The 24,011-nt window shown below is 70.5% G+C and carries 22 protein-coding genes; 7 read left to right on the top strand and 15 right to left on the bottom strand.

All coding sequences use genetic code 11. From position 1 onward, the window contains the following. Positions 1 to 48: 48 nt before the first annotated feature. Entirely contained in the window at positions 49 to 1,026 is a 978-nt protein-coding gene (locus tag PPSIR1_RS17310; protein WP_006972400.1) for an oxidoreductase, read from the bottom strand. Between the two features lie 188 nt (positions 1,027 to 1,214). Here PPSIR1_RS17310 and PPSIR1_RS17305 point away from each other — a divergent pair, with 188 nt between their 5' ends. The 3 genes from PPSIR1_RS17305 (at position 1,215) to PPSIR1_RS17295 (ending at position 5,344) form a co-directional block, all read left to right on the top strand. Next, on the top strand, positions 1,215 to 2,834 hold the full coding sequence (locus PPSIR1_RS17305; protein ID WP_006972399.1) for an ABC-F family ATP-binding cassette domain-containing protein: 1,620 nt from the start codon (positions 1,215 to 1,217) through the stop codon (positions 2,832 to 2,834). A 94-nt stretch (positions 2,835 to 2,928) separates the two neighbouring features. Next, complete coding sequence (locus PPSIR1_RS17300; RefSeq protein WP_006972398.1) at positions 2,929 to 4,131, top strand: winged helix-turn-helix domain-containing protein; 1,203 nt, start codon at positions 2,929 to 2,931, stop codon at positions 4,129 to 4,131. A 34-nt stretch (positions 4,132 to 4,165) separates the two neighbouring features. Beyond that, on the top strand, positions 4,166 to 5,344 hold the full coding sequence (locus PPSIR1_RS17295; protein ID WP_006972397.1) for an SEL1-like repeat protein: 1,179 nt from the start codon (positions 4,166 to 4,168) through the stop codon (positions 5,342 to 5,344). A 16-nt stretch (positions 5,345 to 5,360) separates the two neighbouring features. On the opposite strand, the gene PPSIR1_RS17290 is transcribed toward PPSIR1_RS17295, so the two are convergent. The 4 genes from PPSIR1_RS17290 to PPSIR1_RS17275 all read right to left on the bottom strand — a co-directional run bounded on the left by PPSIR1_RS17290 (position 5,361) and on the right by PPSIR1_RS17275 (position 8,455). Continuing rightward, positions 5,361 to 5,747: a putative signal transducing protein gene (locus PPSIR1_RS17290; RefSeq protein WP_006972396.1), complete on the bottom strand. Its 387-nt coding sequence runs from the start codon at positions 5,745 to 5,747 to the stop codon at positions 5,361 to 5,363. Between the two features lie 44 nt (positions 5,748 to 5,791). After that, positions 5,792 to 6,442 carry a hypothetical protein gene (locus PPSIR1_RS17285; protein WP_006972395.1) on the bottom strand — a complete coding sequence of 217 codons (651 nt, stop codon included), beginning with the start codon at positions 6,440 to 6,442 and terminating at the stop codon, positions 5,792 to 5,794. 50 nt (positions 6,443 to 6,492) lie between these two features. Continuing rightward, positions 6,493 to 7,719, bottom strand: a complete 1,227-nt coding sequence (locus PPSIR1_RS17280; protein WP_006972394.1) for an alpha/beta hydrolase — start codon at positions 7,717 to 7,719, stop codon at positions 6,493 to 6,495. A gap of 310 nt (positions 7,720 to 8,029) precedes the next feature. Continuing rightward, positions 8,030 to 8,455 (bottom strand): DoxX family protein, encoded by a 426-nt coding sequence (locus PPSIR1_RS17275; protein ID WP_006972393.1) that lies wholly within the window; start codon positions 8,453 to 8,455, stop codon positions 8,030 to 8,032. A gap of 73 nt (positions 8,456 to 8,528) precedes the next feature. Here PPSIR1_RS17275 and PPSIR1_RS17270 point away from each other — a divergent pair, with 73 nt between their 5' ends. After that, complete coding sequence (locus PPSIR1_RS17270) at positions 8,529 to 9,434, top strand: LysR family transcriptional regulator (protein WP_006972392.1); 906 nt, start codon at positions 8,529 to 8,531, stop codon at positions 9,432 to 9,434. 353 nt (positions 9,435 to 9,787) lie between these two features. Here PPSIR1_RS17270 and PPSIR1_RS17265 read toward each other — a convergent pair whose 3' ends face one another. From PPSIR1_RS17265 to PPSIR1_RS17225, 9 genes are all read right to left on the bottom strand, one after another. Continuing rightward, a complete protein-coding gene (locus PPSIR1_RS17265; protein ID WP_006972391.1) occupies positions 9,788 to 11,311 on the bottom strand; it encodes a phytoene desaturase family protein in 1,524 nt (507 codons plus the stop codon). A gap of 67 nt (positions 11,312 to 11,378) precedes the next feature. Further along, the gene (locus PPSIR1_RS17260; RefSeq protein ID WP_006972390.1) at positions 11,379 to 12,194 is read right to left on the bottom strand and encodes a sterol desaturase family protein; all 816 of its coding nucleotides are present in this window, start codon (positions 12,192 to 12,194) and stop codon (positions 11,379 to 11,381) included. A gap of 22 nt (positions 12,195 to 12,216) precedes the next feature. Beyond that, positions 12,217 to 13,365, bottom strand: coding sequence for a hypothetical protein (locus PPSIR1_RS17255; RefSeq protein WP_006972389.1), 1,149 nt, complete (start codon positions 13,363 to 13,365; stop codon positions 12,217 to 12,219). 396 nt (positions 13,366 to 13,761) lie between these two features. Next, positions 13,762 to 14,826, bottom strand: a complete 1,065-nt coding sequence (locus tag PPSIR1_RS17250; protein WP_006972388.1) for an NAD-dependent epimerase/dehydratase family protein — start codon at positions 14,824 to 14,826, stop codon at positions 13,762 to 13,764. Further along, positions 14,823 to 15,683, bottom strand: a complete 861-nt coding sequence (locus PPSIR1_RS43015; protein ID WP_006972387.1) for a lysophospholipid acyltransferase family protein — start codon at positions 15,681 to 15,683, stop codon at positions 14,823 to 14,825. The genes PPSIR1_RS17250 and PPSIR1_RS43015 overlap by 4 nt, the downstream gene beginning before the upstream one ends. Positions 15,684 to 15,715: 32 nt before the next feature. Beyond that, positions 15,716 to 15,997, bottom strand: a complete 282-nt coding sequence (locus PPSIR1_RS17240; RefSeq protein ID WP_006972386.1) for a hypothetical protein — start codon at positions 15,995 to 15,997, stop codon at positions 15,716 to 15,718. Between the two features lie 44 nt (positions 15,998 to 16,041). Next, positions 16,042 to 16,956 (bottom strand): FHA domain-containing protein, encoded by a 915-nt coding sequence (locus PPSIR1_RS17235; protein ID WP_045116213.1) that lies wholly within the window; start codon positions 16,954 to 16,956, stop codon positions 16,042 to 16,044. Positions 16,957 to 16,985: 29 nt separating this feature from the next. Continuing rightward, positions 16,986 to 17,378: a hypothetical protein gene (locus PPSIR1_RS17230; RefSeq protein ID WP_006972384.1), complete on the bottom strand. Its 393-nt coding sequence runs from the start codon at positions 17,376 to 17,378 to the stop codon at positions 16,986 to 16,988. A 36-nt stretch (positions 17,379 to 17,414) separates the two neighbouring features. After that, a complete protein-coding gene (locus tag PPSIR1_RS17225; RefSeq protein ID WP_157595650.1) occupies positions 17,415 to 20,285 on the bottom strand; it encodes a protein kinase domain-containing protein in 2,871 nt (956 codons plus the stop codon). A gap of 128 nt (positions 20,286 to 20,413) precedes the next feature. Here PPSIR1_RS17225 and PPSIR1_RS17220 point away from each other — a divergent pair, with 128 nt between their 5' ends. Both PPSIR1_RS17220 and PPSIR1_RS49375 read left to right on the top strand, forming a co-directional pair. Beyond that, positions 20,414 to 21,295 carry a hypothetical protein gene (locus PPSIR1_RS17220; protein ID WP_006972382.1) on the top strand — a complete coding sequence of 294 codons (882 nt, stop codon included), beginning with the start codon at positions 20,414 to 20,416 and terminating at the stop codon, positions 21,293 to 21,295. 28 nt (positions 21,296 to 21,323) lie between these two features. After that, positions 21,324 to 21,959 carry a hypothetical protein gene (locus PPSIR1_RS49375; protein ID WP_006972381.1) on the top strand — a complete coding sequence of 212 codons (636 nt, stop codon included), beginning with the start codon at positions 21,324 to 21,326 and terminating at the stop codon, positions 21,957 to 21,959. Between the two features lie 2 nt (positions 21,960 to 21,961). Here the strand turns inward: PPSIR1_RS49375 and PPSIR1_RS17210 are convergent, their stop codons facing one another. After that, positions 21,962 to 22,540, bottom strand: a complete 579-nt coding sequence (locus PPSIR1_RS17210) for a cyclic nucleotide-binding domain-containing protein (RefSeq protein WP_006972380.1) — start codon at positions 22,538 to 22,540, stop codon at positions 21,962 to 21,964. A 228-nt stretch (positions 22,541 to 22,768) separates the two neighbouring features. Between PPSIR1_RS17210 and PPSIR1_RS43010 the strand changes: the two genes are divergently transcribed. Continuing rightward, positions 22,769 to 23,971 carry a vWA domain-containing protein gene (locus PPSIR1_RS43010; RefSeq protein ID WP_006972379.1) on the top strand — a complete coding sequence of 401 codons (1,203 nt, stop codon included), beginning with the start codon at positions 22,769 to 22,771 and terminating at the stop codon, positions 23,969 to 23,971. The last annotated feature ends 40 nt before the right edge of the window (positions 23,972 to 24,011 follow it).

The following is a 24,011-nucleotide window of genomic DNA, read 5'->3' as shown; positions in this document are numbered from 1 at the left end:
CCCCGTGCCCGCTCTCCATCGGAGACGAACCCTCGGCCAAACCCACAACTAAGCCCGAGCCAGCAACTCCTCACTCACCGTCCACAATCGCTCCGCCGCCTCATCATCACAAGCGTGCGCGTCAACCCCAAGGTAGCGAGCCGTAGCCGCAGCCCTATCCGTCGGCGCAGCCACGTCGCAGTCCTCGCAGTAGACCCCCGCCTTCCCCTCGAGCTTCGCCGAAGTCGCAGCCCACAGCGTCGTCGAGCACCCCTGCTCCGGCGTCTTGAACCCCTGCTTGGCCATCGCCGTGGGCTCGCCGCTCTCCTCGATCCACCCCAGCGCGACCATCTCCTCCTTGGGCAGGTGGCGCTGCAGCGGCGTGAAGATGCCCCCAGGATGGACGGAGAAGGCCAAGCCCCCGGTATCGCGCAGCCGCCTCGACAGCGCGTTGGCAAACAGTGCGTTGGCGGTCTTCGCCTGCCCGTAGGCCTGCCACTTGTTGTACTCGCCCGTCTCGAACTGGATGTCGTCCCAGCGGATCCCCGTGATCTTGTGCCCCGTCGAGCTCAGCGCCACGACCCGCGCCCCGGGGGTCTTGGCGAGCACCGGCATGAGCGCCTTGGTCAGGGCGAAGTGGCCCATGTGGTTGACGCCAAACTGCGACTCCCAGCCGGGCCCGACCCGGGTCAGCGGGCAAGCCATGATGCCCGCGTTGTTGATCAGCATGTCGAGGGCCGAGAGCTCCTCGACCATGGCCGCGGCGAAGCTGCGCACGGACCCGAGGTCGGCCAGATCGAGGGGCCGGGTCTCGACGGCGCCCCCGATGCCCTCGAGGTTGGCCTTGGCCTTGTCGGGGCTGCGCACCGGCACGATCACCCGCACGCCCTTGGCCGCCAGCGCCCGCGTCGTCTCGAGGCCGATGCCGCTGTAACCACCGGTGACGATCGCGGTCTTTCCAGACAGCTCGAGGTCGGCGATGACGACGGCGCCATCGGTCTTGGCGGCGAAGCCAGATTGGGTCGGGACTTGATCGGAGACGGCCATGACGCGCAGTCTCCACCCCGCGCGAAAGCCCCGCGACACCCACGTGGGTAGGCGTGGACGGCTGTTGACGCTCCCCTTGCCTTTCGCAGCTCCCGCCGTGAGCTGGCGCGTAACGCGTCGCTGGCATCCCGCGATGGCTCGACGTACACACGGCCCACCCTCGGTCGCAGAATAGCGAGTGATCCCCAATGCTTACGGTATCCGAAGTCACCAAGGCCTACGGCGGCAAGACCCTCTTCGAAGAGGTCACCACCACCTTTGATCCCGGCAACCGCTACGGCCTGACGGGGGCCAACGGCGCGGGCAAGTCGACCTTCATGAAGATCCTGTCGGGCGACGTCGAGCCCGACAAGGGCCAGGTCAACAAGCCCAACCAAGCGCGCATGAGCGTCCTCCACCAGGACCACTTCCGCTACGCCAAGCACCGCGTCCGCGACGTCGTGATCATGGGCAACGACCGGCTGTGGAAGGCCCTCGACGAGAAGGAGAAGATGCTCGCCGAGGTCGACTTCGACGCGATGACCGAGGACCAGGGCATGCGCCTGGCCGAGCTCGAGATGGTCATCGCCGAGGAGGAGGGCTACGACGCCGAGAACCGGGCCGAGGAGCTCTTGTCCGGCCTGGGCATCCCCGAGGACAACCTGCTCGAGCCCCTCGAGCTCATTCAGGGTGGTTTGCGCCTGCGCGTGCTCGTGGCCCAGGCCCTGTTCGGCGACCCCGACATCCTGCTCCTCGACGAGCCCACCAACCACCTCGACCTCGACTCGATCCGCTGGCTGGAGAACTTCCTGCTCAACTATAGCGGCGTGCTGATCGTGATCTCCCACGATCGCCACTTCCTCAACCGGGTGTGCACCCACACCGCCGACGTCGACTACGAGAACATCATCCTCTACCCCGGCGGCTACGACCAGATGATGCGCCAAAAGGTCGCCTACCGCATCGCGGAAGAGAAGCAAAACGCGAGCAAGTCCAAGAAGATCGGCGACCTGCAGGAGTTCATCCGCCGCTTCGGGGCCAACGCCAAGAAGGCCTCGCAGGCCAGCTCGCGCAAGCGCGAGGTCGCCAAGATCAAGCTGTCGATGAGCGACCTCAAGCGCTCGAACATCCAGCGCCCCTTCATCCGCTTCGACCAGGCCCGCCCCTCGGGCAAGCTCGTGCTCGAGGTCGACCGCCTCAACAAGAGCTTCGACGGCGAGACCGTGCTCGAGGACGTGACCTTCACCCTGACCCGCGGCGATCGCATGGCCGTCGTCGGCCCCAACGGCGTCGGCAAGACGACCCTGCTCAAGTGCCTGGCCAAGGTCTACGAGCCCGACAAGGGCAAGATCCGCCTGGGCCACGAGGTCAGCGTGGGCTACATGCCCCAGGACCACGAGGAGGCCCTCGAGGACGCCAAGCACGGCAAGACCGCCTACGAGTGGCTGCACCAGTGGGACCCCAAGGCCAGCGTCGAGGAGGTCCGCGGCGTGCTCGGGCGCATGCTCTTCCCCAGCGAGGACGCCGAGAAGCCCGTCTCGGCCCTGTCCGGCGGTGAGACCGTGCGCCTGCTGCTGTCCAAGCTGACCCTGACCAAGGACAACCTCCTGCTCCTCGACGAGCCCACCAACCACCTCGACCTCGAGTCGATCCGCGCCCTCGAGGAGTCCCTGGTCAAGTACGAGGGCACGATGATCTTCGTCGCGCACGACCAGGCCCTGCTCGAGGCCGCCGCGACCTGCGTGCTCGAGCTCGAGCCCGACGGCAAGTGGGACTTCTTCCCGGGCGGCTACGCCGACTTCCTGCGCAAGACCGGTAAGCTCGACTAGCGACTGCCGAGCGGCAGAGCGTGCTCGGCGGGGATGAGGACCAGCGGTCTTCTCCCCGCCGAAACATTTTTCCCGATCGAGAGTAGCTTTGGCCATGGCTCGCACCCAGAGCATCCGCGCCGCCACGGCCCGACGCATCGCCCTCGCGGCTCAGGGCTTTCGTGACCCCAGGCCCAAGGGCGCCGCCGATCGTCGACACCTGCGCCGGGTCATGCGGCGGCTGCAGCTGCTCCAGCTCGACTCGATCCCCATCGTCATCCGCACCCAGTACATGCCGCCCTTTTCGCGCCTGGGCCCCTACGCGCCGGAGCTCCTCGACCGGGTGGCCTACCGCGACGACGAGTGGTTCGAGGCGTGGTGCCACGAGGCCTCTTTGCTGCCCGTCGAGGACGAGCCGCTGCTGCGCTGGCAAAAGGCCCGGACCGAGCGCGGCGAGACCTGGAAGCACCTGGCCAAGTTCATCTGCGAGAACGAGGCCTACCTCGACGAGGTCCTGGCGCAGGTCAAAGAGCGGCCCATGGCCCCGGGCGAGCTCGACGACCCCCGGCCCCGCGACGGCGAGTGGTGGGGCGGCCGCAGCGGGGGCTCGGTGGCCCTCGACTGCCTGTTTCGCCTCGGCAAGCTGGGCATCCGCCGGCGCCCGGGCTTCGTCAAGGAGTTCGATCTGCTCGAGCGCATCGTGCCCGCGCCGATCCTGGCCGCGCCGACGCCCACGGAAGAAGACGCCCACCGCGAGCTGCTCATGCGCGCCGCGGCCAGCTACGGGATCGCCACGGCCGCGGACCTCGTCGACTACCACCGCCTGCCCAAGCGCCCCGCCAAGGCCCGGGTCGCCGAGCTCGTCGAGGAGGGCCGGCTGGTCGAGGTCGAGGTCGAGGGGTGGTCGCGCCCAGGCCTGCTCCACCCCGACGCGAAGCTGCCCCGGCGCGTCGACGCCTGCGCCCTGCTCTCGCCCTTCGACCCCGTGGTGTGGTTCCGGGACCGGGCGGCCCGGCTGTTCGACTTCCACTACAAGATCGAGATCTACACGCCGGCGGCCAAGCGGGTCTACGGCTACTACGTGCTGCCCTTTTTGCTCGGCGATCGCCTGGTCGCCCGCGTCGACCTCAAGACCGACCGCGACGCCGGCGTGCTCCGGGTGCTCGGGGCCTTCGCCGAGCCCGGCGTGGACAAAGCCGAAGTCGTCGAGGGCCTCGGCCGCGCCCTCGACGAGCTCAGCGCGTTCGTGGGCGCCGAGCGCTGGCAGGTCTCGGGCCGCAAGGGCGACCTGAGCACGGCCCTGCGTCGGCTCCGGTGACCCCGCCGGCCTGGGTCTGGTACACCCGCGGGCGATGCTTGCTCCCCGCGCCCTGCTGGCGACCGCCCTCGCGCTGTCCGTGACGCCGACGCTCGGCTGTCGCACGACGCGGGCCTCCGAGGCGGCCGACGTCGTCGACAGCGACTACAAAGGCGCGCCCTTGCCCGTCGAGCTGAGCAAGGCCCGGGACGCGGCGGACCTGTGCCCCGAGCGGGCCGCGTGCAAGGAGGCCGTGGGCGATTGGATCGCCCGGTGCGAGGACGCCGAGCCCGAGGACGACGACGGCGAGGTCGGGGAGGCCTGCTTCGTCGCCGGGTTCATGAGCCGCATCGTCGCGGGCCCGGCCTACCAGGGCGACGCGGCCGGGCTGGCCGCCCAGATCCTCGCCATGCACGACCGCGCCTGCCAGCGCGGCCACGCCGACGGCTGCGCGTGGGCCAGCTCCCTGCGCCTGTTCTCCGGCGACGATCTCGACAAGGCCGTCCGCGACGCCGAGACCGGCTGCGCCGCAGGCAGCGGGGCCGCGTGCAGCATGCTCGGCCGGGCCTTGCTGCGCGACGAGGCCACCCGCGAGCGCGGCGAGGCCACCTTGGCCGAGATGTGCAGTCGAGACTTTGGCCAGGCCTGCGGCGATCTGGCCCACCTCTACCGAGCGGGCACCTACCTGCGCGAGTCGATCAACGACGCGGTCCACTACGCCGAGCGCGGCTGCGCCCTCGAGGACGGCTCGTCGTGCGCTGCCTTCGCGGCCCTCGTCTACAACTTCGAGTCCCTCGCCGACCTCGGCCCCAGGGCCCTCGACGCCGCCGGCTTGGCCTGCGAGCGCGGCCACGCCACCTCCTGCGCGACCGCCAGCGTGCTCTACGACCTGCACCGCGACGACCCGGCCGTGGAGGGCTGGGACGACGACCGGATGATCGCCACCCTCGACTGGGGCTGCACCGAGCTCGAGGGTCCCTCGGCCTGTGTCCTGCTCGGCATCCTCCACGAGTCCGGCCTCGGCGAGAGCCTGCCGGCCAACTACCAGCGCGCCGCCGAGCTCCACCAGTGGGCCTGCGAGCACGGCGACGACGAGGGCTGCCTGCGCTTTGGCGTCGTGCTCAGCAACAGCTCGGACCAAAACCAGGCCGAGTTCGGGCGCCGCCTGGTGGTCGAGCTGTGCAAGGAGGGCTACGGCCCCGCGTGCGTGCTCTTGCCCCCCGAAATGCGCTGAGGCCCGACCGCTCGGGTCAAAACAGCAACGTCCCCAGCCCGACCAGCATCGCGGCGCCCACCAGCGCGAGCCAGATCAGCGAGCCCGCGGGGACCGCCCCCGACCGCGGCGCGAGCTCCTCGGTGAGCTCGATGTCCGCCGCCGCCTCGAGCTCGGCCTCCAGCTCCGAGGTCGACGCGCCCGGCAAGCCCACCATGATCTCTCGAGCGAGCTCGCGCGCCCGCGCCAGCTGAGAGGCCCGCACCATCACGCGCAGCTCGGGCGCCCACCCCATGGCGGGGACCCCTCCTTGGTGCTCGCCCTCGATGAACACCCACAGCCCGCGGGCTTGGAGCGAGGCGCGGAGGGCCGTGGCCTCGCCGAGGGTCGTGCAGCTACACAGGAAGGCGGGCTCGTCTCGCATGTGCTGCACCTACCTCGGGCCCGCCGGGGCGATTCCCGGCCGGTCTACTTCACCCGCGCCTCGAGCCGGGCGACCTTGGTCTTGAGCGCCTTGATCTCGGCCTTGAGGCTGTTGATGCCGTCGTTCCCGGTCAAGCGAATGTCGTCGAGGGAGGCCCGGCCGGACTTGCCCTCGAGCACGATCTTGGGCTTGCGGTCCTTGTCCTGCACGGTGATCCGACCGCCCTGGATGCCGCCGAACTCGTAGCTACCGAGCAGGGCGTTGAGCCGAAGCTTGGCCGAGGGGTGCACGACCTGGTGGGCGTTCTTGTCGCGGGTCACGGCCCCGGAGATGTGCGTGGTGATCTGCCCCTTCTCGTCGCGCAGCAGGATGTCGCCGTCGGTCCCGTCCCCGCCGAGGGTCAGGTTTCCGTTGGCGCCGTCGAGGAAGGCCCGGGTATAGCGCAGCTCCTTGGCCTCCACCCCGCGGTTGGTGATCCGCACCTGCGGCACGTTGCGGTCGTCTCGCAAGATCACGCCGCTTTCGTGGTTGCCGTCGCCGGGGGTGTAGATCGAGACCTGCCCGGCGATGGTCGAGATGCGCACGCCGACCTCGTTGGACGCGTTGCGAAAGTCGACGGTCTTGGTGTGCACGCCGATGCGGCTGGCGGCCTTGAGGTTCATCTGGTTGTTGTCAAAGAGAATGTCGGGATCCATGGCTCGTCCTCGGGTTCGGGCGGGGTTCGGCGAGAGTGCAGGCAGGCGGCTCAGTCGCGCCAGGTTCGGAATTTGATGTCGACGACCGTCGGGAAGTTGCGGGTGTTGTTGACCTCGAGCATGAAGGTCGCGTCCTCGGAGCCGGACACCGAGCGCGCGCCGCCCTTGGGCCCCTCCTTCATGCCGATCGACAGCCAGCGCTCGTCGCAGCTGAAGTCGTCGTAGACGGCGTGGCACAGCCGGGCGATCACGAAGCCGTCGATGGCCTCGACGCTGTACTCGGCGTGGTGGCGATCGTCGTGGTGCCAGCGCATGGTGGTCTTGGCCGGGATGTAGACGCGATCGCTGAACCCGCTGCCCCGCTCGTCGCTCCACCCGCGCCGGGTGTCCGCGATGAGGTGCTCGCGGTGCTCGTCGAGGGCCTCGAGCTCCCGGGGGGAGGCCGCGTGCGGGCGCTTGTCGTGGTTGGCGCAGGTGGCCACGCGGATGAAGTGCTCGGGGCTGATGCCCTGCCAGTTGTCGCCGCCGGGGCGGATCCAGTGGGCGTCCCACCAGCCCTCGTCCTGCAAGACCGTGTGGTCGACGTTGTCGAGGTGCAGGCTGTGAACCTTGGGCAGGTCCTTGATCGCCTTGGGCAGGCCGTGGCCGCCGACGGACTTCCCATTCAGCCCGCCGCCGGCGAAGAAGGACCCCGCGGCCGAGGTCCCCGCGCCCACCCCAGACATCCAGTCGGAGTCCGAGGAGCAGTTGATGATCTCCCCCCGGACCCGCTCGAAGGCCTGGGGCAGGTGGGTGTTGTGCGAGTGCCGGACGATGCCGCCTTGGTCCAGCGGCGAGCCCATCAAGATCAGGTTGTCGATCTCCAGGCCCTCTTGCAGGGCCGCGACGGTGATGCAGGTCCCCTGGCTGTAGGCCATCACGCAGATCTTGGTGTCGACGCCGAGGGTCGCCTGGACCCGGCCGATCGCGTCGCACAGCTTCGCGGGTCCGGACCACGCCAGGTCCGAGAGGCCCCAGGTCTGATCGGTCCGGGTGCCGATCACCGAGCTCCACTCGTTGCCCGGGACGTAGCCCCAAAACAGCTTGACCACGGCGACCCGACGCATCTGCTCGGGCCAGCGCGCGCGGAGCTCTCGCTCCATGTTGCGGAAGTTCCAGTTGGGGTCGGTGTTGACCCCGTGCACGAAGATGATCGCGGCGTCGTAGTCGTCCGCCCGCTCGAGCTGAGCCTGCAAGGAGATGCGCGGCCCGGGGGCCCCAAACTCGTCTCGCAGCACCTCCCGCAGCGAAGAATGATTGGGGGCAATGTCTCCTAAAGTTCGTCGAATCGAGTCCATGGCCGTCGCGCACGCTCTTGGCGGGCGACGATGCTAGCACCGGCCTACGACGTCATTTTGGCGGCTTTGAGCCCCACCCCTCGGGCTTGCGTGGTCTTCTTGTGTTCACGAGCCGAGGCGCCCTCGAAGCCATTGCATGTCGATTCCAAGGGCCTGGCTTCGACCACGCCCGACCCCCCGACGGGGCCCAGCGAGAACGCGAGCTCGTGGGCCAGCCCCGGGTCCGTCCGCGAGGCTGGGGGTGGACGACTCAAGCCGGACTCGCCGCGAGCCCGCTCGCCATGCTCGGCGCCTCGCCCTGCGCGAGGACCTTGGTGCGCAGCGCGTAGGACCCGAGCAGCAGCGAGAGGAACACGACGTGGGTGACGACGTTGAAGTCGCCCACGGCCATGTGCAGGAAGGCCGCGCCCGTCAGGTCGAAGAAGAAGCCGGCGTAGGCCCACTCGCGCAGGCGCTGGAGGTGAGGCCCGCGGCGGTCGAGGCCTGGGGTCACGAGCGCGGCGACCCCGAGCAGCTTCCAGACGCCAATCAGCGTCAACAGCGCCAGCGGAACCCCGAGGGCCTCGGCCATCTCGACCACCATCTGTGGCTGGGCGAGGTTCATGCCGGCTCCGGGCAGCATCATGAGCGCAAACAGGGCCGTGGTGATGATGTAGGGGAGCTTCGTCTTCGTCATGGGCTCAGATTAATTCGTTTGATTTCAACTACAATGCCCGCCAGAGCAACTCAGATGACAGGAAATCGTTCGAATGAGAGCCGCTGACGGCTTCGAGGAATTCATCACCATCGTCGACGCTGGCAGCCTCACCGCCGCCGCCGAGGTCCTCGACTTGCCCCGCGCGACCTTGAGCCGCCGCCTCGCCAAGCTCGAGCAGCGCCTCGGCGTGCGCCTGCTTCACCGCACCACCCGGCGCATGACCCTGACCCCCGCTGGCCAGCTCCTCCACCAACGGGCGCGCGTGCTCGTCGAGGGAGCCCGCGACGTCGAGGCCGAGGTCCGCCGCCTCGACGGGGTCCCCCGCGGGCTCCTGCGCGTGTCCGTGCCCTCGACCCTCGCCCACGAATTCTTCGCCCGCTGGCTGACGGCTTTTTTGCAGGCCTACCCCGAAGTCAGCCTCGAGTTCGTCGCCACGAGCCTGCACGTCGATCTGGTCGCCGAGGGCTTCGACCTCGCCCTGCGCCGCGGACCGATCGACGACCCCTCGCTGATCACCCGCTCGATGTCCGTCGACACCAGCATCGCCGTCGCTTCCCCGGCCTACCTCGAGCGCGCCGGCACCCCGACCACCCCCGCCGAGCTCGACGCGCACAACTGCATCGTCGGCTACCGAGCCGGCCGCCAGCCCGAGCGGCGCTGGCCCTTGCTCGCCGGCGGCTCCGTCACCGTCTCCGGCAGCCTGGCCACCAACGACATCGAGCTGCGCCGCGCCGTCGCGCTCAGCGGGCTCGGGATCGCGCTGATCTCCGCCTACTCCGCCCACGCAAACCTCGACCAGGGCGAGCTGATCCACGTCTTGCCCGAGCACGTCGGCGCGCGCGAGCGGGTCAACCTGGTCTACGTCGAGCGGGAGTTCTTGGATCCGAAGATCCGGGCTTTTGTCGATTTCTTCGTGACGGAGCTCGGACGCGAGCGCGAGCGCGCGAGTACGGATTGAGCTCGGGCCCTCATCCCCGCCAAACAACGCCTCCTCATCCCCGCCAGACAACGCCTCCTCATCCCCGCCAGAGAACACCCCCTTGCAGGGGGTGACCACATGCCCCCTAGCACCCACGAGCGACCCTGCCCGAGGAGCGAAGCGACGAGAGGACCTGCGCGAGCAGGTCCGCTGCAGCCCCAGTCCCCCAGCGCACCGCGGGGGTAAAAAGGAAGGATGGTGACGCGGCAATCCCCCCGAACCCCGCGTCACCACCCCTCGGGCGTCCACACTAGTGTGGATGGATGGCCTGTATTTCCGAGGTGATCGTCGTCGCCGATGTGTCCACGAAAATCTCGAAAAATCTGTCTGCCCTAGCGAAGGTCTCGCAGGGCGATGCGCGCGGCGTTGTATCCACACATTCCGTGGACGCCAGCGCCCGGGTGGGCGTAGCTGGAGCCCAGGTACAGGCCGCGCACCGGCGTCCGGTAGCGGAAGTACGGGAAGATCGGGCGGAATACGAGCTGGCGATACCAGGCGTTGGAGCCTCCGCCGAGGTCGCCCCCGACGAGGTTGGCGTCCATGGCCTCGAGGGCGCTGGGGGAGACGACCCGGCGGGCGCGGATGCGGGCCTTGAAGCCGGGCGCGAGGCCCTCGATGCGCTCGTCGATGGCGTCGCCAAAGCGCTCCTCGACGGCCTTCCAGTCCCCCCCAGGGGGCAGGGCGGGGACGCGCGAGTAGGCCCACAGGGCGTGCTTGCCCTCGGGGGCGCGGGTGGGGTCGCTGAGGCTCTGCTGGCCGATGACGAGGTAGGGGTTGGTCGGCAGCTCGCCGCCGCGGGCCTGGGCGGTGAAGCTGCGCAGGTCGGCGAGGCTGTCCCCGGCGTGGACGACCGCGGCCTCGCGGCTGAGCTCGGTGGCCCAGGGGACGGGGCCGTCGAGGGCCCAGTCGACCTTGAAGGTGCCCCAGCCCTGGGCGAAGGAACGCATCTTGCGGACGACGCGGCCGGGGAGGAGCTTTTCGTCGACGAGGCGACCGAGCAGGGCCGGCGCGGAGGTGTCGCTGACGATCGCCTTGGTCGCGCGGAGCTCTTCGCCGCCGGCGAGCACGACGGCCTGGGCCCGCTTGTCGCGGACGACGATCGAGTCGACCCGCGCGCCCACGCGCACGCGCCCGCCGTGGCTCTCGAGCAAGCGCACCAGCGCGTCGGTGATCGCCCCGGCGCCGCCCTCGGGCACGCCGTAGCCCCCGGTGGTGGCCATGACCGCGAGCATGTAGCCGATGCCGGAGCCGAAGGTGTCGTCGGGGCCGACGTCGGTGTGCAGCGCGAGCCCGGGGATGACCCGGCGCGCGGCCTCGCTGCGAAACCAGCTCTGGGACAGCCGGGCCCCCGAGCGCATGAAGGTCGCGGCGACGCGCAGGAGCGCAAAGGGCAGCAGGCCCAGGGCCGGGCGGATCGCCGGGAAGGTCTCGAGCATCGCCGGGAGCAGGTGCGGCTCGACCTTGCGGTGCCAGTTGGCGACCTCGAGCATCTTGGCGCCGTCCTCGGGGCTGCCGAAGTTGTCGCGGATGCGCTCGATGTCCCGGGCGAGCACGGCGACGGTGCCGTCGGGCGCGGGGTGGGCCGAGTCGATGGGCGCGAAGGTCCAGCGCAGGCCGTGGTCGCCGAGCTTCAGATCGCGAAACGCGGGGCTGATCTGCGCGAAGGGGAAGAAGGCCGCGCCCACGTCGTGGACGAAGCCCGGCTCCGTCGCCTCCTCCGAAGCCAGCGCGCCGCCAGGGCGGGTCGGGTGCGCCTCGACCACGAGCACGTCGAGGCCGGCCCGGGCCAGCACACACGCGGCGACCAGGCCGTTGGGGCCTGCACCAATGACGATGACCTCGGGATCCCCGGACACTGCACTCTCGATAGCACTTTGGGGCCCAGAAAAACATTCGCCGGCTGCCCTTAGCCGGCACTCCGGCTCAATTCGCCCGGTCGACCAGGCGGGTCTTGCAGATCCGGTCCCACACCGTCATCGCCTCACCAAAGTGCACCACCGCGTGGGAGTGGTGGATGTTGTGGAAGGCGGAGGTGTTGATGCCCGTCGGCGCGATCAGCTTCTCGGCCCACTCGATGCGCACGCCGCAGTGCAGGTAGAAGTTGAGGTTCACGAAGGCGACGACCAGGCCGAAGTAGAGCGGGGCCCAGTGCGTGGCCGGGGGGACGCACAGGATCAGGATCGGCCAAAAGGTCAGCAGCGACTCGACGGGGCCCACGGCGAAGCCGGCGAAGGGGGTCGGGTCGCGGAAGCTGTGGTGTTTTTTGTGGAACACGAACATGCGCTTGGTGTGGAGCAGGCGGTGCTTCCAGTACAGCCACGCGTCCATGGCGATGAGCCCGACGACGGTCTGCAAGATCACCGCGCCGACGGTCAGCCCGCGGGACTCGAGGTCCACGACCATCGCCGTCTCGTGGCCGAGCCACCACTGCGCCAGGGGCCACGCGGCCAAGCTCGCCGCGACCCACGACGCGCGCGCGGTCTCGAGGGCCTCGTCGAGCATGGGCGCGGCTTTTTTGCGCTCGCCCTGAATGCGCGCGCCGAAGCGCCCGGACAGCCAGGTCACCACGCCCGCGCCGGTGAGGATCGGCCCGGCGATCGCGACGAAGGCGAAGCCCAAGCTCGCAAACCAGACCTTGGGGCTCTCGGGGTGCAGCAAGCCCGCGGCGGTCAACAAAAAAGGCAGGGCAAAGTCAAACCACTCGGCGGCGGAGCGCGGGCGCTTGGACGAGCTAGCCATCGCGCCCAGAGTACCAGCACCGCTAGTGACGAAGCCGCGCCGCGTCGGCGCGGGCGTGGCGACTCAGCAGGCCCTCGGCCTCGGCCCGGGTGCGCATGTGCTCGACGATCGCCCGGCGATCGCTGCTGTCCATGGGCCAGCGATCGCCGAGCTTGGCGGTCGCCCTGGGGTTGATGTTGCGGGCCCGCGCGCGCTTGCGGAACAGGTGGGCCCGCCCCGGGCGGAGCTCGCAGTGGCCCGAGGAGAAGCGCCGGTTGACGACCTCGTTGCTGTCGCCAAAGCCCAAGCTGGCGCACTCGCGCTGGTGCTGCCGGGCCGCCCACACCGCGGTCACGATCGCCGCGATGCCGTCGTCGTTGCAAAACACCCACGGCGGCGCCTTGGCGTCCCAGGTCGCCAGGAAGTAGGTCGGGTTGAAGCCGAAGGGGCCGTAGCCGTAGCCCCAGTAGGAGGTCTCCCCGCGCTCGCGCTCGCCCTTGGGCAGGACCACGTCGAAGCTGACCCGGTCCTCGTAGTAGGGGTTGTCCTTGAACCTCGAGATCCGCGAGAGCTCGGCCTTGGCCTTCCAGTAGCCCGGGTCGCGGGCGCCGACCTCGGCCATGATCGCGTGGAGCTCTTCGGCCCGCTCGGGGTCCCAGCGGTGCCGTCGCCAGCTCTGGGACGAGGCCTCGAGGTCGGGGTCGAGGACGTGGATCGCGTAGGGGTTGTAGGTCGACTCGCGCAGCGCCCACAGGGCGACGAGCTTGGGGTCCGCGCCCATCTCCTTGGCGACCATCTCGACGAGCTTGCGAAAGCGCTGGCGATCGGTCTCGGTCCACGAGCGACGCAGGCGCTTGTGTCGAGCGCGGCCGTCGTCGCGCACGCGCATCTCGAACTGCTCGCACACGTAGGGGCTGTGGTGCAGGCGATCCCGGGCCTCGTCGACGCGCTCGCCCATGGCCGCGTCGCCCTGGCCGGGGTCGCGCTCTTCGACGACCGCGGCGATGGTCGAGAGCGCGGGCACGGGGGCCTCGGCCAGGAACGAGAATTGATGGACGGAGGCGCGCAGAGAGGCCTCCGGGCGCTCGACGGCTTGCTCGCTGCACGCCGCGATCAGCACGAGGCCGAGCAGCTGCGCGAGCCGCCGGAGGAGCTCGGAGAAGGTCCAGTCGCTGAGGTTTCGCTTCGCCATGCGGTTCCTGTCCGTTCCGGCCGCGATCTGCGGGGCTCGGGGCTGTCGCCGGTCAAGCGGCGGGATTGTGCCGAGCGCAGCTGCGCATGCCAGGCGTCGGGGCGATGACGGGCCGGCCATGGGGGCCCACGAGAGCGCGGGGTCGTTGAACCCCAAGCCAGCTCACGCATTGGCCAAAAGCGCGAGCATTGGATCTGGGCCGACGAATTCCAGCGTTTTTCTCGGCGCCGCGGTCGAGAGCAAAAAGCTTGCCAGGCGCACCTGCGCGGGCCGTTTGCGGCGAGCGCTCAGCGACCGTCGATCTCGCCAAAGCCCGCTCGCGCCGAGCCGAGAGCCCGAGAGCTGCGAGTTTGCTTCAGCGATGTGGCTTCGATTTGTCCTGAGTCACGGCGACAGTCACGCGAAGGGCTCGTCGACGGCCCCTTGTGACCCGCCCACAGCCACGAGCGCAGCGTGCCGGCGAAAGTCCGCCTCGAAGCGCGAGTCGTCGAGGACCAGCGAGTAGAACAGCCGCTTGGGTTGGTACTCCGCGTGGTAGCGGGTCTGCCCGACCATGCGCTGCAGCCGGTTGGTGCTGCGCAGCAGCGGGCCCGGGACGCGCATGGGCGTGACCCCGCGGGCCTCGAGGAAGCGCGTCAGCGGCCCCGCGCTCGGACCCGCGACGTTGTAGAGGCCCTTGCCGTGGACCATCAGCGCGAGGGCCAGGTCGCGAGCGAGGCGCTCTTTGGTCGTCGGGTTGATCATCGGGTCGAAGCCGATGGGCAGCACGGGCGGGTTGCTCTCGAACAACAGGTTGAGCCCCGAGCTGACCCCGCCGCCGACGACCCCGGCGGGGCGCAGGACCATGACCTCGCAGCCGGCGTGGTCCATCTTGGCGCGGCACAAAAACTCCGCGTCGATGATGTCGCGGACCGTCGCCGAGACCTCGGGGTCGAGGTTGAGGGCGGCGTCCTCCGAGACCTTGAAGTCGCCGCGCGGGCCCACGGCATAGACCGCGTCGCTCGACAAGAACACGTACTTGCCGATGCCGTGGCGCAGCGCAGCGTCGAGCAGGTGGCGCGCCGCGTTGACGTTGTACTCGTGGCGCGAGGCGTCGTAGCCCTTGGGGTTCCCGGCGAAGGCCAGGTGCACCACCGTGTCCAGGGGGTGCTCGCGGAACTCCTCGAACAAGAACAGGTTGTCGACCTGGCGGCGGCGGGCGAGGCCAGCCTGGTGATACATGAAGCGCCGCGGGTCGTGGCCCATCAGCCCTGGCGGGCACGGGCCCTGCGCGACGGCGAGGACCTTGTCGACCCGGGGATCGCTGAGCAGCAAGGCGATGAGCTCGACGGCGATCTTGCGCCGCGCGCCCGCGACCAGCACCCGGCGCGGACCGGCGCGGAGGATGGCCTCGGCCCGGGCTTCGAGCTCGGCTCCGGTCTCGCCCTCGGTCTGGGCCTGGGTCTGGGTCTCGTCGCTCACGCGCGGCCCCCTTCGGCGCGCCGCCGGACCTCGAGGCCCAGCTCGATCTGCGCGTTGACGGCCTCGCGCACCCGCTCGACCTCCCGCGCGCGGACCTCCACGCTGCGCAGCGCCGCGGGGTCGATGGTCAGCGGCGGGCCGTAGTGGATGTAGTAGCGCACGGGCTTGGGCAGCAGGCCCAGGGGGCCAAAGAGCGGGAAGGTGCGGGTCAGCGGGACGAAGGGCAGGCCGAAGGCCCGGGCCAGGGGCTCCATGTTGGAGATCACCGCCTGCTGCTCCTCCGCGCCCACGACCCCAAAGGGGATCACCGGGACGCCGTGGCGCGCCGCCAGCTCGGCGTGGCCGTGGGAGAAGGGGAAGAGCTGGTAGCGGTCTTCCATGGGCTTGCCCAGGGCGTCCGCGCCCTCGGGGAAGATGCCGACGAGGTGGCCCTCTTCGATGAGCCCGTCGAAGTTCCGCCGCGTCCCGGGGATCTGTCCGAGGCTCCGAAACAGCGTGCCGACCACCGGCATGCTGTAGACGAAGAAGTCGACCATGAAGCGGACCAGGCGGGGCGGATCCATGTGCCGGAACACGTCCGTGGTGACCATGACGCCGTCGAAGGGCAGCACGCCGCTGTGGTTCCCGACCACGACCCCGGCGCTGTCGAGGGGCACGTTCTCGTGGCCGGCCGAGACCACCCGGAAATAGTACCGGTGCAGCCAGTAGGCCAGGGCGTAGGCGTTGCCGAGGCCGTCGACGGTGGTGCCGAACACGTCGGTGCCGTGGCCGGCGTCGTCGAGGACGTAGGCTTCGACCCGCTCGCGCTCGCGCTCGGGCAGCAGGGTCCGGACCAGGTCGAGGCGGGGCGTGACCATGGGGTTCGCAGTTCGTGGACGCAGACGAGGGCTCAGTAGCGAACCGGCGGACCGTCGGGCTTTTCACGCACGACGCGGCGCTCGAGCCTGCGCTTCCAGTCCTCGTCGGACACGGGGATCAGGTAGACGGTGGGCCACACGCTGCGGCGGTCCTTGGAGCCGAGGCGCCGGGCCCAGTACTCGACGTCGACGACCTGGTAGGGCCGGTCGTCGACGACGACGATCTCGTGGATGCGCGGCACGGTCTGGGCGCCGTCGCTGCTCTCGGTGCGGAACAGCACCCGTCCTTCGCTGGCGTACTCGACGTAGGGCATCGCGCTTGGGCCAGCATAGCAGCTCGCCGGACGACGTTCAGTCGCTACTGGTCGCGGATCTCGAGGGCGCGGACGCCCAGGCGCAGCTGGGTGCCGCTGGCTCGACGCTCGAACAGGCCGACGGCGTCGCGGATGCCCGCCTGGACGAGCTGCTTGCGGGCGCGGTGGATCCACAGGTGGATCAGCTCGGGCTGGATCGCGAGCATGCGCGGGAGATCCTCGCGGTAGACCCAGCCCCGCTCGGTCTCGGGCAGGCCGCGCTCGGGGTCGGCGTCGGCCAGGCGGGCGCGCGCCAGGGCCAGGAGCAAGAACTGGTGGCTGCGCGGCGCGAGGGCCCGGCGCTGCGTGGCGTGGACCAGGCTCAGCTCGACGTGCTCGCCGTCGCGGCTGACCTCGAAGCACAGCCGCTGCTCGGCGAGCAAGCCCGCGCCCGAGGCCTCCCGCGTCGAGGCCAGGCTCCGCGGCGAGAGCACCCGCCAGCTCTGGCCGCCAGCGACGAGGCTCTCGACCTCGCCGAGCTCCCGGGCCCAGGCGTCGTCCTCGACCCACCAGCGCCCGTCGAGCTCGCGGAACAAGGTCAGCTCGGGCTGCTCCTCGCTGGGCAGGCACAGCAGCTCGTGGGCCGCCTCGCGCACCTCCCCCTGGGGGCCGAAGGCGATCAGCGTGGGCTCCGTCGCGTCGACGAGGACAAAGCGCACCGCCCCCGCGAGCTCGAGCTCGACCTGCGCGGGCAAGGGCACGCGCTTCCCCTTGACCAGGGCCTCGCCGCCGAGGGTGGTCCCGTTGCGGCTGCCCAGGTCCTGGACCTTCCAGCCCTCGCCGTCCCAGCTCAGCTCGGCGTGATAGCCCGAGACCCCCGGGTCATCGATGCGCAGGGCGCAGGTCGGCGCGCGACCCAGGAGGTGGCGCGCCGACAGGGGATGCTCGGCTCCCGAGGCGAGATGGCGAAGGCGAGCCACCGCGCGACGGTAGCACGACGGGCTCCGGCTCAGGCCGAGCACGCTTCGATGTCGGCCGCCTCCTCGCTATCGCCCAGGCCCAGCAGCATCACCCCGCGCTCCGGTTTCATGCGGAGATACTTGGTGGCGTTGCGCAGCTTGAGCCCGTCTGGCGCCCAGGCGTAGGGGTCCTCGACCGGGGCGATTTCCCCCCCGCCGGTGACGCCGACGTAGCGCGCATCGTCCGAGTCCGCCCTGACGATCCACACCTCGCCGTCCACCCGGAGATAGTGAAAGGTGCTCGAAGAGTGCAGATCCACGCCCAAGGCGTTGCCTGCTTGGGTCAGGAAGCGCTCGCCATGGGTGGAGTCTTTGATCTTCACCTTGCATCCGCCCCAGGTCGGATCGAGGTCGTTGGGAAAGTTCGGGTTCGGGTCGGACATGGTGCTTCGCGTGCTTTCGTCGTTGGTGAGTTGGGTTCAGCGCTCGAGCCACGCCCGCGCTGCCTCGGCGCGGCTCATCGCCCCCGCCTCGGTGAAGGTTTGCAGGGCCTGCTCGGCGAGGGCCTCGGCGAGCTCGTTCGGGCGACCCACGGCCACCCGCGCGCGAGCTAGCGCCAGCTGAATCTCGGCGAACTCGACCGCGTTCGAGGCATCGGCGATGGCCAGCGCCCGCTCCAGCGCGACCACGGCCCGATCGGCCTCCCCTTGCTCGAGCCACACCGCCCCCTGCCCGCGCAGGGCGTAGGCGTGCAGGGGGTGGTCCTCGGGCACGGCGCCCGCGAAGATCTCGGCGGCCCGGTCGTAGCCCTGCCCGGCAAGCTCGAACTCGCCGCGGGCCAGGGCGACCTCGGCGAGGTTGCTGTGCAACAGCCCCACTTCGTAGTGGTCCTCGCCCAGGCGCTGGCGCTGGATGGTCAGGGCGCGCTCGTAGCTCGCCTCGGCGTCCTCGAGCCGGTCTTCGAAGAAGCGGCACATGCCCGCGGCCGTGAGCAGCTGCCCGGTCTCGTCGTGCTCGGGGCCGAGCTCGGCCTCGTAGGTCGGCACGATCGCGTCGACCTCGGCGCAGCCCCGGACCATCTCGCCCGCGCCAAAGTCGAGGTAGGCCGAGGCGAAGCGGTCGCGGGCGAGCTCGAGAGAGCCCTCCCCCCACAGCGCCCGGTCCAGCGCGAGGGCGGCGTCCATGTGCTCGCGCGCCCGCCCCTGCTGGCCGAGATCGCTGGCGACCATGGCGAGGTTGAAGTGCACCCGGGCGAGCTGGGGCGCCCGCGGACCCCAGCCCTCGGTCACGGCGTCGACGCAGGCCTCGAGCTCGCGCTGGGCCCCCGCGTAGTCCCCCGCCCGGTAGCGCGCCGTCCCGACGCCGACGCGCACGAGCGCGCGCGAGGTCTCGTCGAGGCGACCCTCGGCGAGGGCGTGGGCGCGCTCGTGAGCGGCGATGGCTGCGTCCCAGTCGCCCGCTTGCTCGGCCACCCGCGCCCGCGCGATCTCGAGGGTCACGGCGCGGGGGTCCTCGGGCCGACCCACGCCTTCGAGGGCGAGCTGGGCCTCGTCGACGAGCGCGGCTTCGAGGGCCGGGTGCCCCGAGTCGCCCGCGGCCACCCGCGCCCGCTGGACGCGGACGCTGGCCTCGAGGTCGCTCAGCCCCGCTCGGCGGGCCCCGTGGGTCGCCTCGCGCAGGATCTCGAGGGCCTCGTCGAGGCTGCCGGCCTGATCCGCGAGGGTCGCGAGGACGCGCCGCGCCTCGAGGGAGAGCTCGACCTGGCCGTCCGCCTCGGCCCGCTCGGCGACCGCGAGGACCCGCTGCCGCCCGCGCTCGACAGAGCCCACGTTCAGCTCGGCGCGGGCCCGGGCCAGCTCGGCGAAGGCCGCCTCGTCGGTCTCACTCCGCCTCGCCGAGGCGCTCGCGTCGAGGGCCGCGACGCTGCAGGCGCTGCGCTCAGGTAGGGCGTCGAGGGCCGACACCGCCGCGCCCGGAGCCAGCGCCGGGCCCACCTCGAACTCCTCGAGCACCTCGAGGACCGCGTCGAATTCGGCGCGCTGGCGCAGCAGGCAGGCCTCGCGCCGGTCGAGCATGGCGGCGGACTGCGTGCCCTCGACGTGGGTCGCCTGGCAGCTCGCCCGACGCTCGAGCACCCAGGCCCCGGCCCAGGCGTCGAGGCGGCGACGCACCGCGCCCGCGTCCGCGCCCAGCTTGGCGTCGAGGCCCGCCGCCCGCTCCCCGTCCCAGAACCCCTCGAGGCTCCGGGCTCCAAGGGCGCAAGCCGGCGCCGCGACGGCCCCCCTCGGCCGCGCCGAGGCCAGCCCCAGGGCCACGCCGAGGACCGCGAAGGTCCCGGCCACGAGGGACCAAGGCCGCAGCTTCGACGGGCCCAAGCTCGCCTCGAGGACGTCGAGGAGCGCCTCCATGGACGGCCAGCGCGCGCCGGGCTCGGGCTCCAGCCCGCGGACCAGCGCCGCCTGGACCGAGCGCGGCAAGGCCCGCTCGCGCGGCGCGGGCCGGAGCTCTCGGGCGTCCTTGGCCGCCGCCAGGGCCCGCATGGTCCCGGCCGCGAAGGGTCGCTGCCCGTGGAGGATCTCGAGGGCCGTGACGCAAAAGGCGTACTGGTCCGCCGCCGTGTCGCAGGGCCGACCGGCGTGCTGCTCCGGCGCCATGTAGGCCGGCGTGCCCATCACCGTCCCGCGCATCGTCAGCGCCGAGTCCGACAGCTCGCCGTCGAGGGTCTCGCGCTCCTGAGAGGCTCGACGCCCGCCCTCGGGCTGCGTCACGTCGAGGCTCGGGTCGGCCCCGGGCAAGCGGCGGACCAGGCCAAAGTCCAGCACCCGCGCCCGGCCGTCCGCGCCCACGAGCACGTTGTCGGGCTTGAAGTCGCGGTGCACCAGACCCGCGGCGTGGGCCGCCCCGAGCCCGCGCCCGGCCTGGAGCAGCACCTCGAGGCGCCCGCGCCAGTCCGCCGACGACAGCGCCCAGTCCGAGAGGGTCTGCCCCTCGACGAGCTCCATGGCGATGTAGATCGCCCCGCGCTCCTCCCCCACTTCGTGGACCTGGACGACGTTGGGGTGCGACAGCTTGGCGAGGGCCTGGGCTTCGCGCAGCAGCCTGTGGCGCCCGCGCGCGCTCGTCGAGCCCGGGCGCAGGAGCTTGAGCGCGACCTCGCGGTCGAGGTCCCCGTCGACGCCGACGTAGACCGCCCCCATGCCCCCGCGGCCCAGCAACCGCGCGACCTCGAAGCGACCGATCCGCGCCGGCGCCTCGAGCTGCGCGCGCAGCATCGGCGCCGCCGGCAGATCGCGCGAGACCGTCGGATCCCAGCCCTCGCAGGGCGGCCTGGTGCGCGGCGGTCCATCCACGCCCCGAGCGTCTCCCAACTGCCGGAGCGATCACAACTTCAGCCCCTTTCACGCCCTTTCACCAAAACCGCAAGGTCGCGCAAGGTCGCGCAAGTGCGCCCCAGACCCGCCCTGGCCATGGTCTGAGCATGGGAATCGGACCAAACGTCACTCGCATCTGCGCCCTCGCCAACTACACCGGGAAGGAGCTCGAGTTCCTCAACCCGGACTGGAGCGGAGACAACACCACCATCGGGGAGGGCCTGCACGAGTTCCCCTGGGGCCACCCCGTCTCCATCCCCTGGAGCTGGGAGGGACCCCTGCGCATCGGCGACGCCGGGACCATGTGGCGCCACGGCCAGGACGTGCGCTACCGGGCCCACGGCGCCCCCAGCCACGGTGAAGATGGCCAGCTGCTCTACACCCACCGCAACATGCTCATCGAGGAGTACATCGTCGTCGCCGTCAGCGACGGCCACTGCATGCTCGTGTCCTCCGTCGATCAAGTCACGGCGATCTTCGACAACATCAGCAAGGCCGTGATGAGCGTGATCTCCTTCGACCTCTACGACAAGCTCAGCAAGCTCCCCGAGCTCGCTCGCCAGGCCCTCGAACAGCTCGTGCCCAAGCTCGAGGAGACGCCCGAGCGCGAGGCCAGCGAGGCCGCCCGGCGCATCGCCGCCGTCGACCCCGAGCGCATGCGCGACACCTTCGCCAGCTTGAGCGCGCAGGAGCTCGACGCCCTCGCCCGAGGCTGCGACACGCCCCAGTCGCAGGTGGTGTTCGACAAGGTCTGCGAGGGGCTCAACATCGCGGCCGGCGCCGCGGGCGTCGTCTCGGGCATCGCCGCCGCCATCTCGGGCATCGCCCTGCTGATCTCCGGCGGCGACTTCGGGATCACCTCCGCCGTGTTCGCCGTCATCTCCGGTGTGTTCGCGGCGATCGGTACGGGCCTGGCCCTCGCCGTCCAGATCGTCCGCTTCGTGGTCGATCTCGCAAACAGCTTGTCCGGCGCCCCCGCGGCCGCCTGAGCCCCACCTCGACGACCTCGGAGCCACCATGTCCACCAGCGACGACCCGAACGCGGACTCCCCCTCGGGCGTGGGGCCCGAGGCCCTCGAGCCCCAACCCGAACCCGGGCCCCAGCCCCAACCCCAACCCGAGCCCCAACCCGAACCCGAGCCCGAGCCCGAGCCCGAACCCGAGCCCGAGCCCGAAAAAGAAGGCACGAGCCGACGCGCCAAGTCGATCAGCCTCGTGATCGGTGCGTGCGCGACCCTGGTGACGGCGCTGTCGACCCTGCTCGTCCACTGGCACCCTCCCGAGCAGGAAGACTCGACCACGCCCGAGGCCCCCCCCGCGGCCTCCCCCGCGGCGCCGCACGTCGAACCTGCGCCGGTCTTGGCCGCGACGCCCGAACCACCGGCCAAGGTGGCCCCCGAGCCCCAACCCCAGCCCCAGCCCCAGCCCCAGCCGGCCCCCGAGCCCAAAGTTCCACCAAAAGCGAAGTCCAGGGGAGCCCGGTCCAAGACCAAAGCGAAGGCACCCAAAGCTGCGCCAGCTCCCGCCGTGACCTGTGAGCTCGTCGAGCGCTGCGAGGTGATCGACACCCGCTGCAGCGGGGTCGTCGACCCCGATGGCTATGAGGAGTGCGAGGTCACCGAGGCCTGCGAGCTCGTCGAGCTCTGCTCCTGAGGTCAGAACTTCGAGGTCGCGGTCAGCATCATCAGGCGGTCGTTCGAGTCCCGCAGCCGCGAGCTCAACCCACGAACGAAGCGCCACAGCAGCTCGTAGGCGAGCTCGCGATCGACGAACATCAAGTCGCGCAGGTCGTGCTTGGGCAGCTTGATCAACCGCGCCCCCTCGTGACACAGCGCGTCCGCCGAGCGCGGCACGTCGTCATCAATCAGTGACATCTCGCCAAAGTGCTGCCCCTCCCGAAGGACGGCCAGCGCCTCTTCCCCCATCCCCGACATGTTGCGGGAGATGCGGATCGCGCCGGAGATGACCAGGTACAGCCCGTCACCTTCGTCACCGTGGTGAAAGACGTACTCGTTCTTTTGATACTCGAACTCACCGGCCAGCTTGCCGATGCGGTCGAGGTGGGTCGGGAGCAGACCCGCGAACAGGGGGATCTCCTGGAGCGCGGCCTTGACCTGCTCCAGATCCATCTTCTTGTTCGCCGTGGTCACAGGCTTGCCGCCGGTGAGCTCCTTGGACTTGGCGATCGGCGCGTCGTCGTCAACGATGCCAAATTCTTCGAGACCCGACGTCATCGCCGTCCAGGGTATCCGAGCGCCCCCCGCGGATCCAAAATCGATCAAAAAGCACACCCCGCACCCGAGCCGGGAACGCTCATCCCTCATTGCTCCAACAAACATTCAAAACGAACCAGTAGCTTCGACAGGCATAGAGCGCACACGAAATCGCGCACGACCATCAGCTCACACGAAGCGCGATCTTGTCCCTTTTCATCTCATGTTTTTTGAGTAAGCTGCAAAACCATGAAGAGCCGGACCAAAGTCTCGTTCCTCGCCGCATGTCTGGTCCACCTCGCTGCGTGTGCGGGGGAGCCCCAAGACAACCCCTACGAGCTCCCGGGCTACGGGGAGACGGGCTTCGAGGACGAAGGTGGTGTCGACGCGGGCGACGAGGCAGGGGAGAGCGGTCACGAGGAGGGCCAGAGCGAGGACGGGGGCGACGATGGCCGGCTCGACCCCAACGGCAGCGAGGGCGGCGAGGGCGATGAGGGGTCTGCCGAGGGGGCGGGCGAGGGCGGTGAGGAAGGCGCCACGGACGGCGCCACGGAGGACGAGGGCAGCGGCGCGTGCGTGGAGTTCGTGGACAGCGTGGCCCCGGTGCCGCCGAGCGTGCTGATGCTCCTCGATCGCTCGGGCTCCATGATGCAGACCGGCTTCGACGCCGACGAGCCGGACAAGAGCCGCTGGCAAGCCCTCCACGAGGCCCTCGGCGACGTCATGCTCGCCGACGACATGGACCACTTCGTCGAGTTTGGGGCCAAGACCTTCTCGACCCAGGGCTGGGGCGAGTGCGGCGTGTCCCCGCAGATCGACGTGCCCATGCTCCTCGACAACAGCGAGCTCCTGCTCGAGCTCATCCCGGGGCCGCTCGAGGACGTCAACGGCGGGACGCCGACCCTGGCCGCCCTCGACGCCGGGCTCGGCATGATGCGCGACTACGAGGCCCCCGGCGCCAAGGCGGTGGTGCTGATCACCGACGGCAGCATCGGCTGCACCGACGACCAGGCCGCGACCCTCGAGCAGATCACCACCGAGCTCACCCTCGCCCGCGAGGTCGACGGCATCGCGACCTACGTCGTGGGCATCTCGCCGAGCTACAACTCGGCCAAGGCCCAGCTCGGGGCCATGGCCGAGGCGGGGGGCGGCGCCGACGACTACTTCGAGGCCGCGAACGCCGAGAGCCTGCACGCAGCCCTCGAGCAGGTCGTCGCCGACTCCTACGCCAACAGCTGCCACCTGGACCTGGGCGAGTCGCCCAGCGATCCCGACCAGGTCCAGGTCACCGCCGGCGACCAGGACTGGCCCGAGGTGACCGACTGCGGCTCGGAGGACGGCTGGGTCTGGGCCGACGCCGAGATGACCCGCATGAACCTGTGTAACGCCGCCTGCGACGCTCTGCTCGCCACCCAAGAGGCCACGGTGGGCTACTTTTGCGACCCAGGCTGAGCCATTCATGACCTGGGCGCGTTGCCCGTGCTAGCAAGGG

Source organism: Plesiocystis pacifica SIR-1 (genome assembly GCF_000170895.1).
Lineage (GTDB): Bacteria > Myxococcota_A > Polyangia > Nannocystales > Nannocystaceae > Plesiocystis > Plesiocystis pacifica.
The sequence above is the reverse complement of the archived record's forward strand: the minus strand, read 5'-3'. Positions and strand labels throughout refer to the sequence as shown.

Excerpts from the sequence above, each read along its gene's own strand:
- PPSIR1_RS17300 (WP_006972398.1), top strand. The coding sequence starts at position 2,929 with ATGGCTCGCACCCAGAGCATCCGCGCCGCCACGGCCCGACGCATCGCC.
- PPSIR1_RS43015 (WP_006972387.1), bottom strand. The coding sequence starts at position 15,683 with ATGGTCACGCCCCGCCTCGACCTGGTCCGGACCCTGCTGCCCGAGCGC.
- PPSIR1_RS17305 (WP_006972399.1), top strand. The coding sequence starts at position 1,215 with ATGCTTACGGTATCCGAAGTCACCAAGGCCTACGGCGGCAAGACCCTC.
- PPSIR1_RS17230 (WP_006972384.1), bottom strand. The coding sequence starts at position 17,378 with ATGTCCGACCCGAACCCGAACTTTCCCAACGACCTCGATCCGACCTGG.
- PPSIR1_RS17285 (WP_006972395.1), bottom strand. The coding sequence starts at position 6,442 with ATGGATCCCGACATTCTCTTTGACAACAACCAGATGAACCTCAAGGCC.
- PPSIR1_RS17220 (WP_006972382.1), top strand. The coding sequence starts at position 20,414 with ATGGGAATCGGACCAAACGTCACTCGCATCTGCGCCCTCGCCAACTAC.
- PPSIR1_RS17290 (WP_006972396.1), bottom strand. The coding sequence starts at position 5,747 with ATGCGAGACGAGCCCGCCTTCCTGTGTAGCTGCACGACCCTCGGCGAG.
- PPSIR1_RS17210 (WP_006972380.1), bottom strand. The coding sequence starts at position 22,540 with ATGACGTCGGGTCTCGAAGAATTTGGCATCGTTGACGACGACGCGCCG.
- PPSIR1_RS49375 (WP_006972381.1), top strand. The coding sequence starts at position 21,324 with ATGTCCACCAGCGACGACCCGAACGCGGACTCCCCCTCGGGCGTGGGG.
- PPSIR1_RS17295 (WP_006972397.1), top strand. The coding sequence starts at position 4,166 with ATGCTTGCTCCCCGCGCCCTGCTGGCGACCGCCCTCGCGCTGTCCGTG.
- PPSIR1_RS17270 (WP_006972392.1), top strand. The coding sequence starts at position 8,529 with ATGAGAGCCGCTGACGGCTTCGAGGAATTCATCACCATCGTCGACGCT.
- PPSIR1_RS17275 (WP_006972393.1), bottom strand. The coding sequence starts at position 8,455 with ATGACGAAGACGAAGCTCCCCTACATCATCACCACGGCCCTGTTTGCG.
- PPSIR1_RS17255 (WP_006972389.1), bottom strand. The coding sequence starts at position 13,365 with ATGGCGAAGCGAAACCTCAGCGACTGGACCTTCTCCGAGCTCCTCCGG.
- PPSIR1_RS17240 (WP_006972386.1), bottom strand. The coding sequence starts at position 15,997 with ATGCCCTACGTCGAGTACGCCAGCGAAGGACGGGTGCTGTTCCGCACC.
- PPSIR1_RS43010 (WP_006972379.1), top strand. The coding sequence starts at position 22,769 with ATGAAGAGCCGGACCAAAGTCTCGTTCCTCGCCGCATGTCTGGTCCAC.
- PPSIR1_RS17260 (WP_006972390.1), bottom strand. The coding sequence starts at position 12,194 with ATGGCTAGCTCGTCCAAGCGCCCGCGCTCCGCCGCCGAGTGGTTTGAC.
- PPSIR1_RS17310 (WP_006972400.1), bottom strand. The coding sequence starts at position 1,026 with ATGGCCGTCTCCGATCAAGTCCCGACCCAATCTGGCTTCGCCGCCAAG.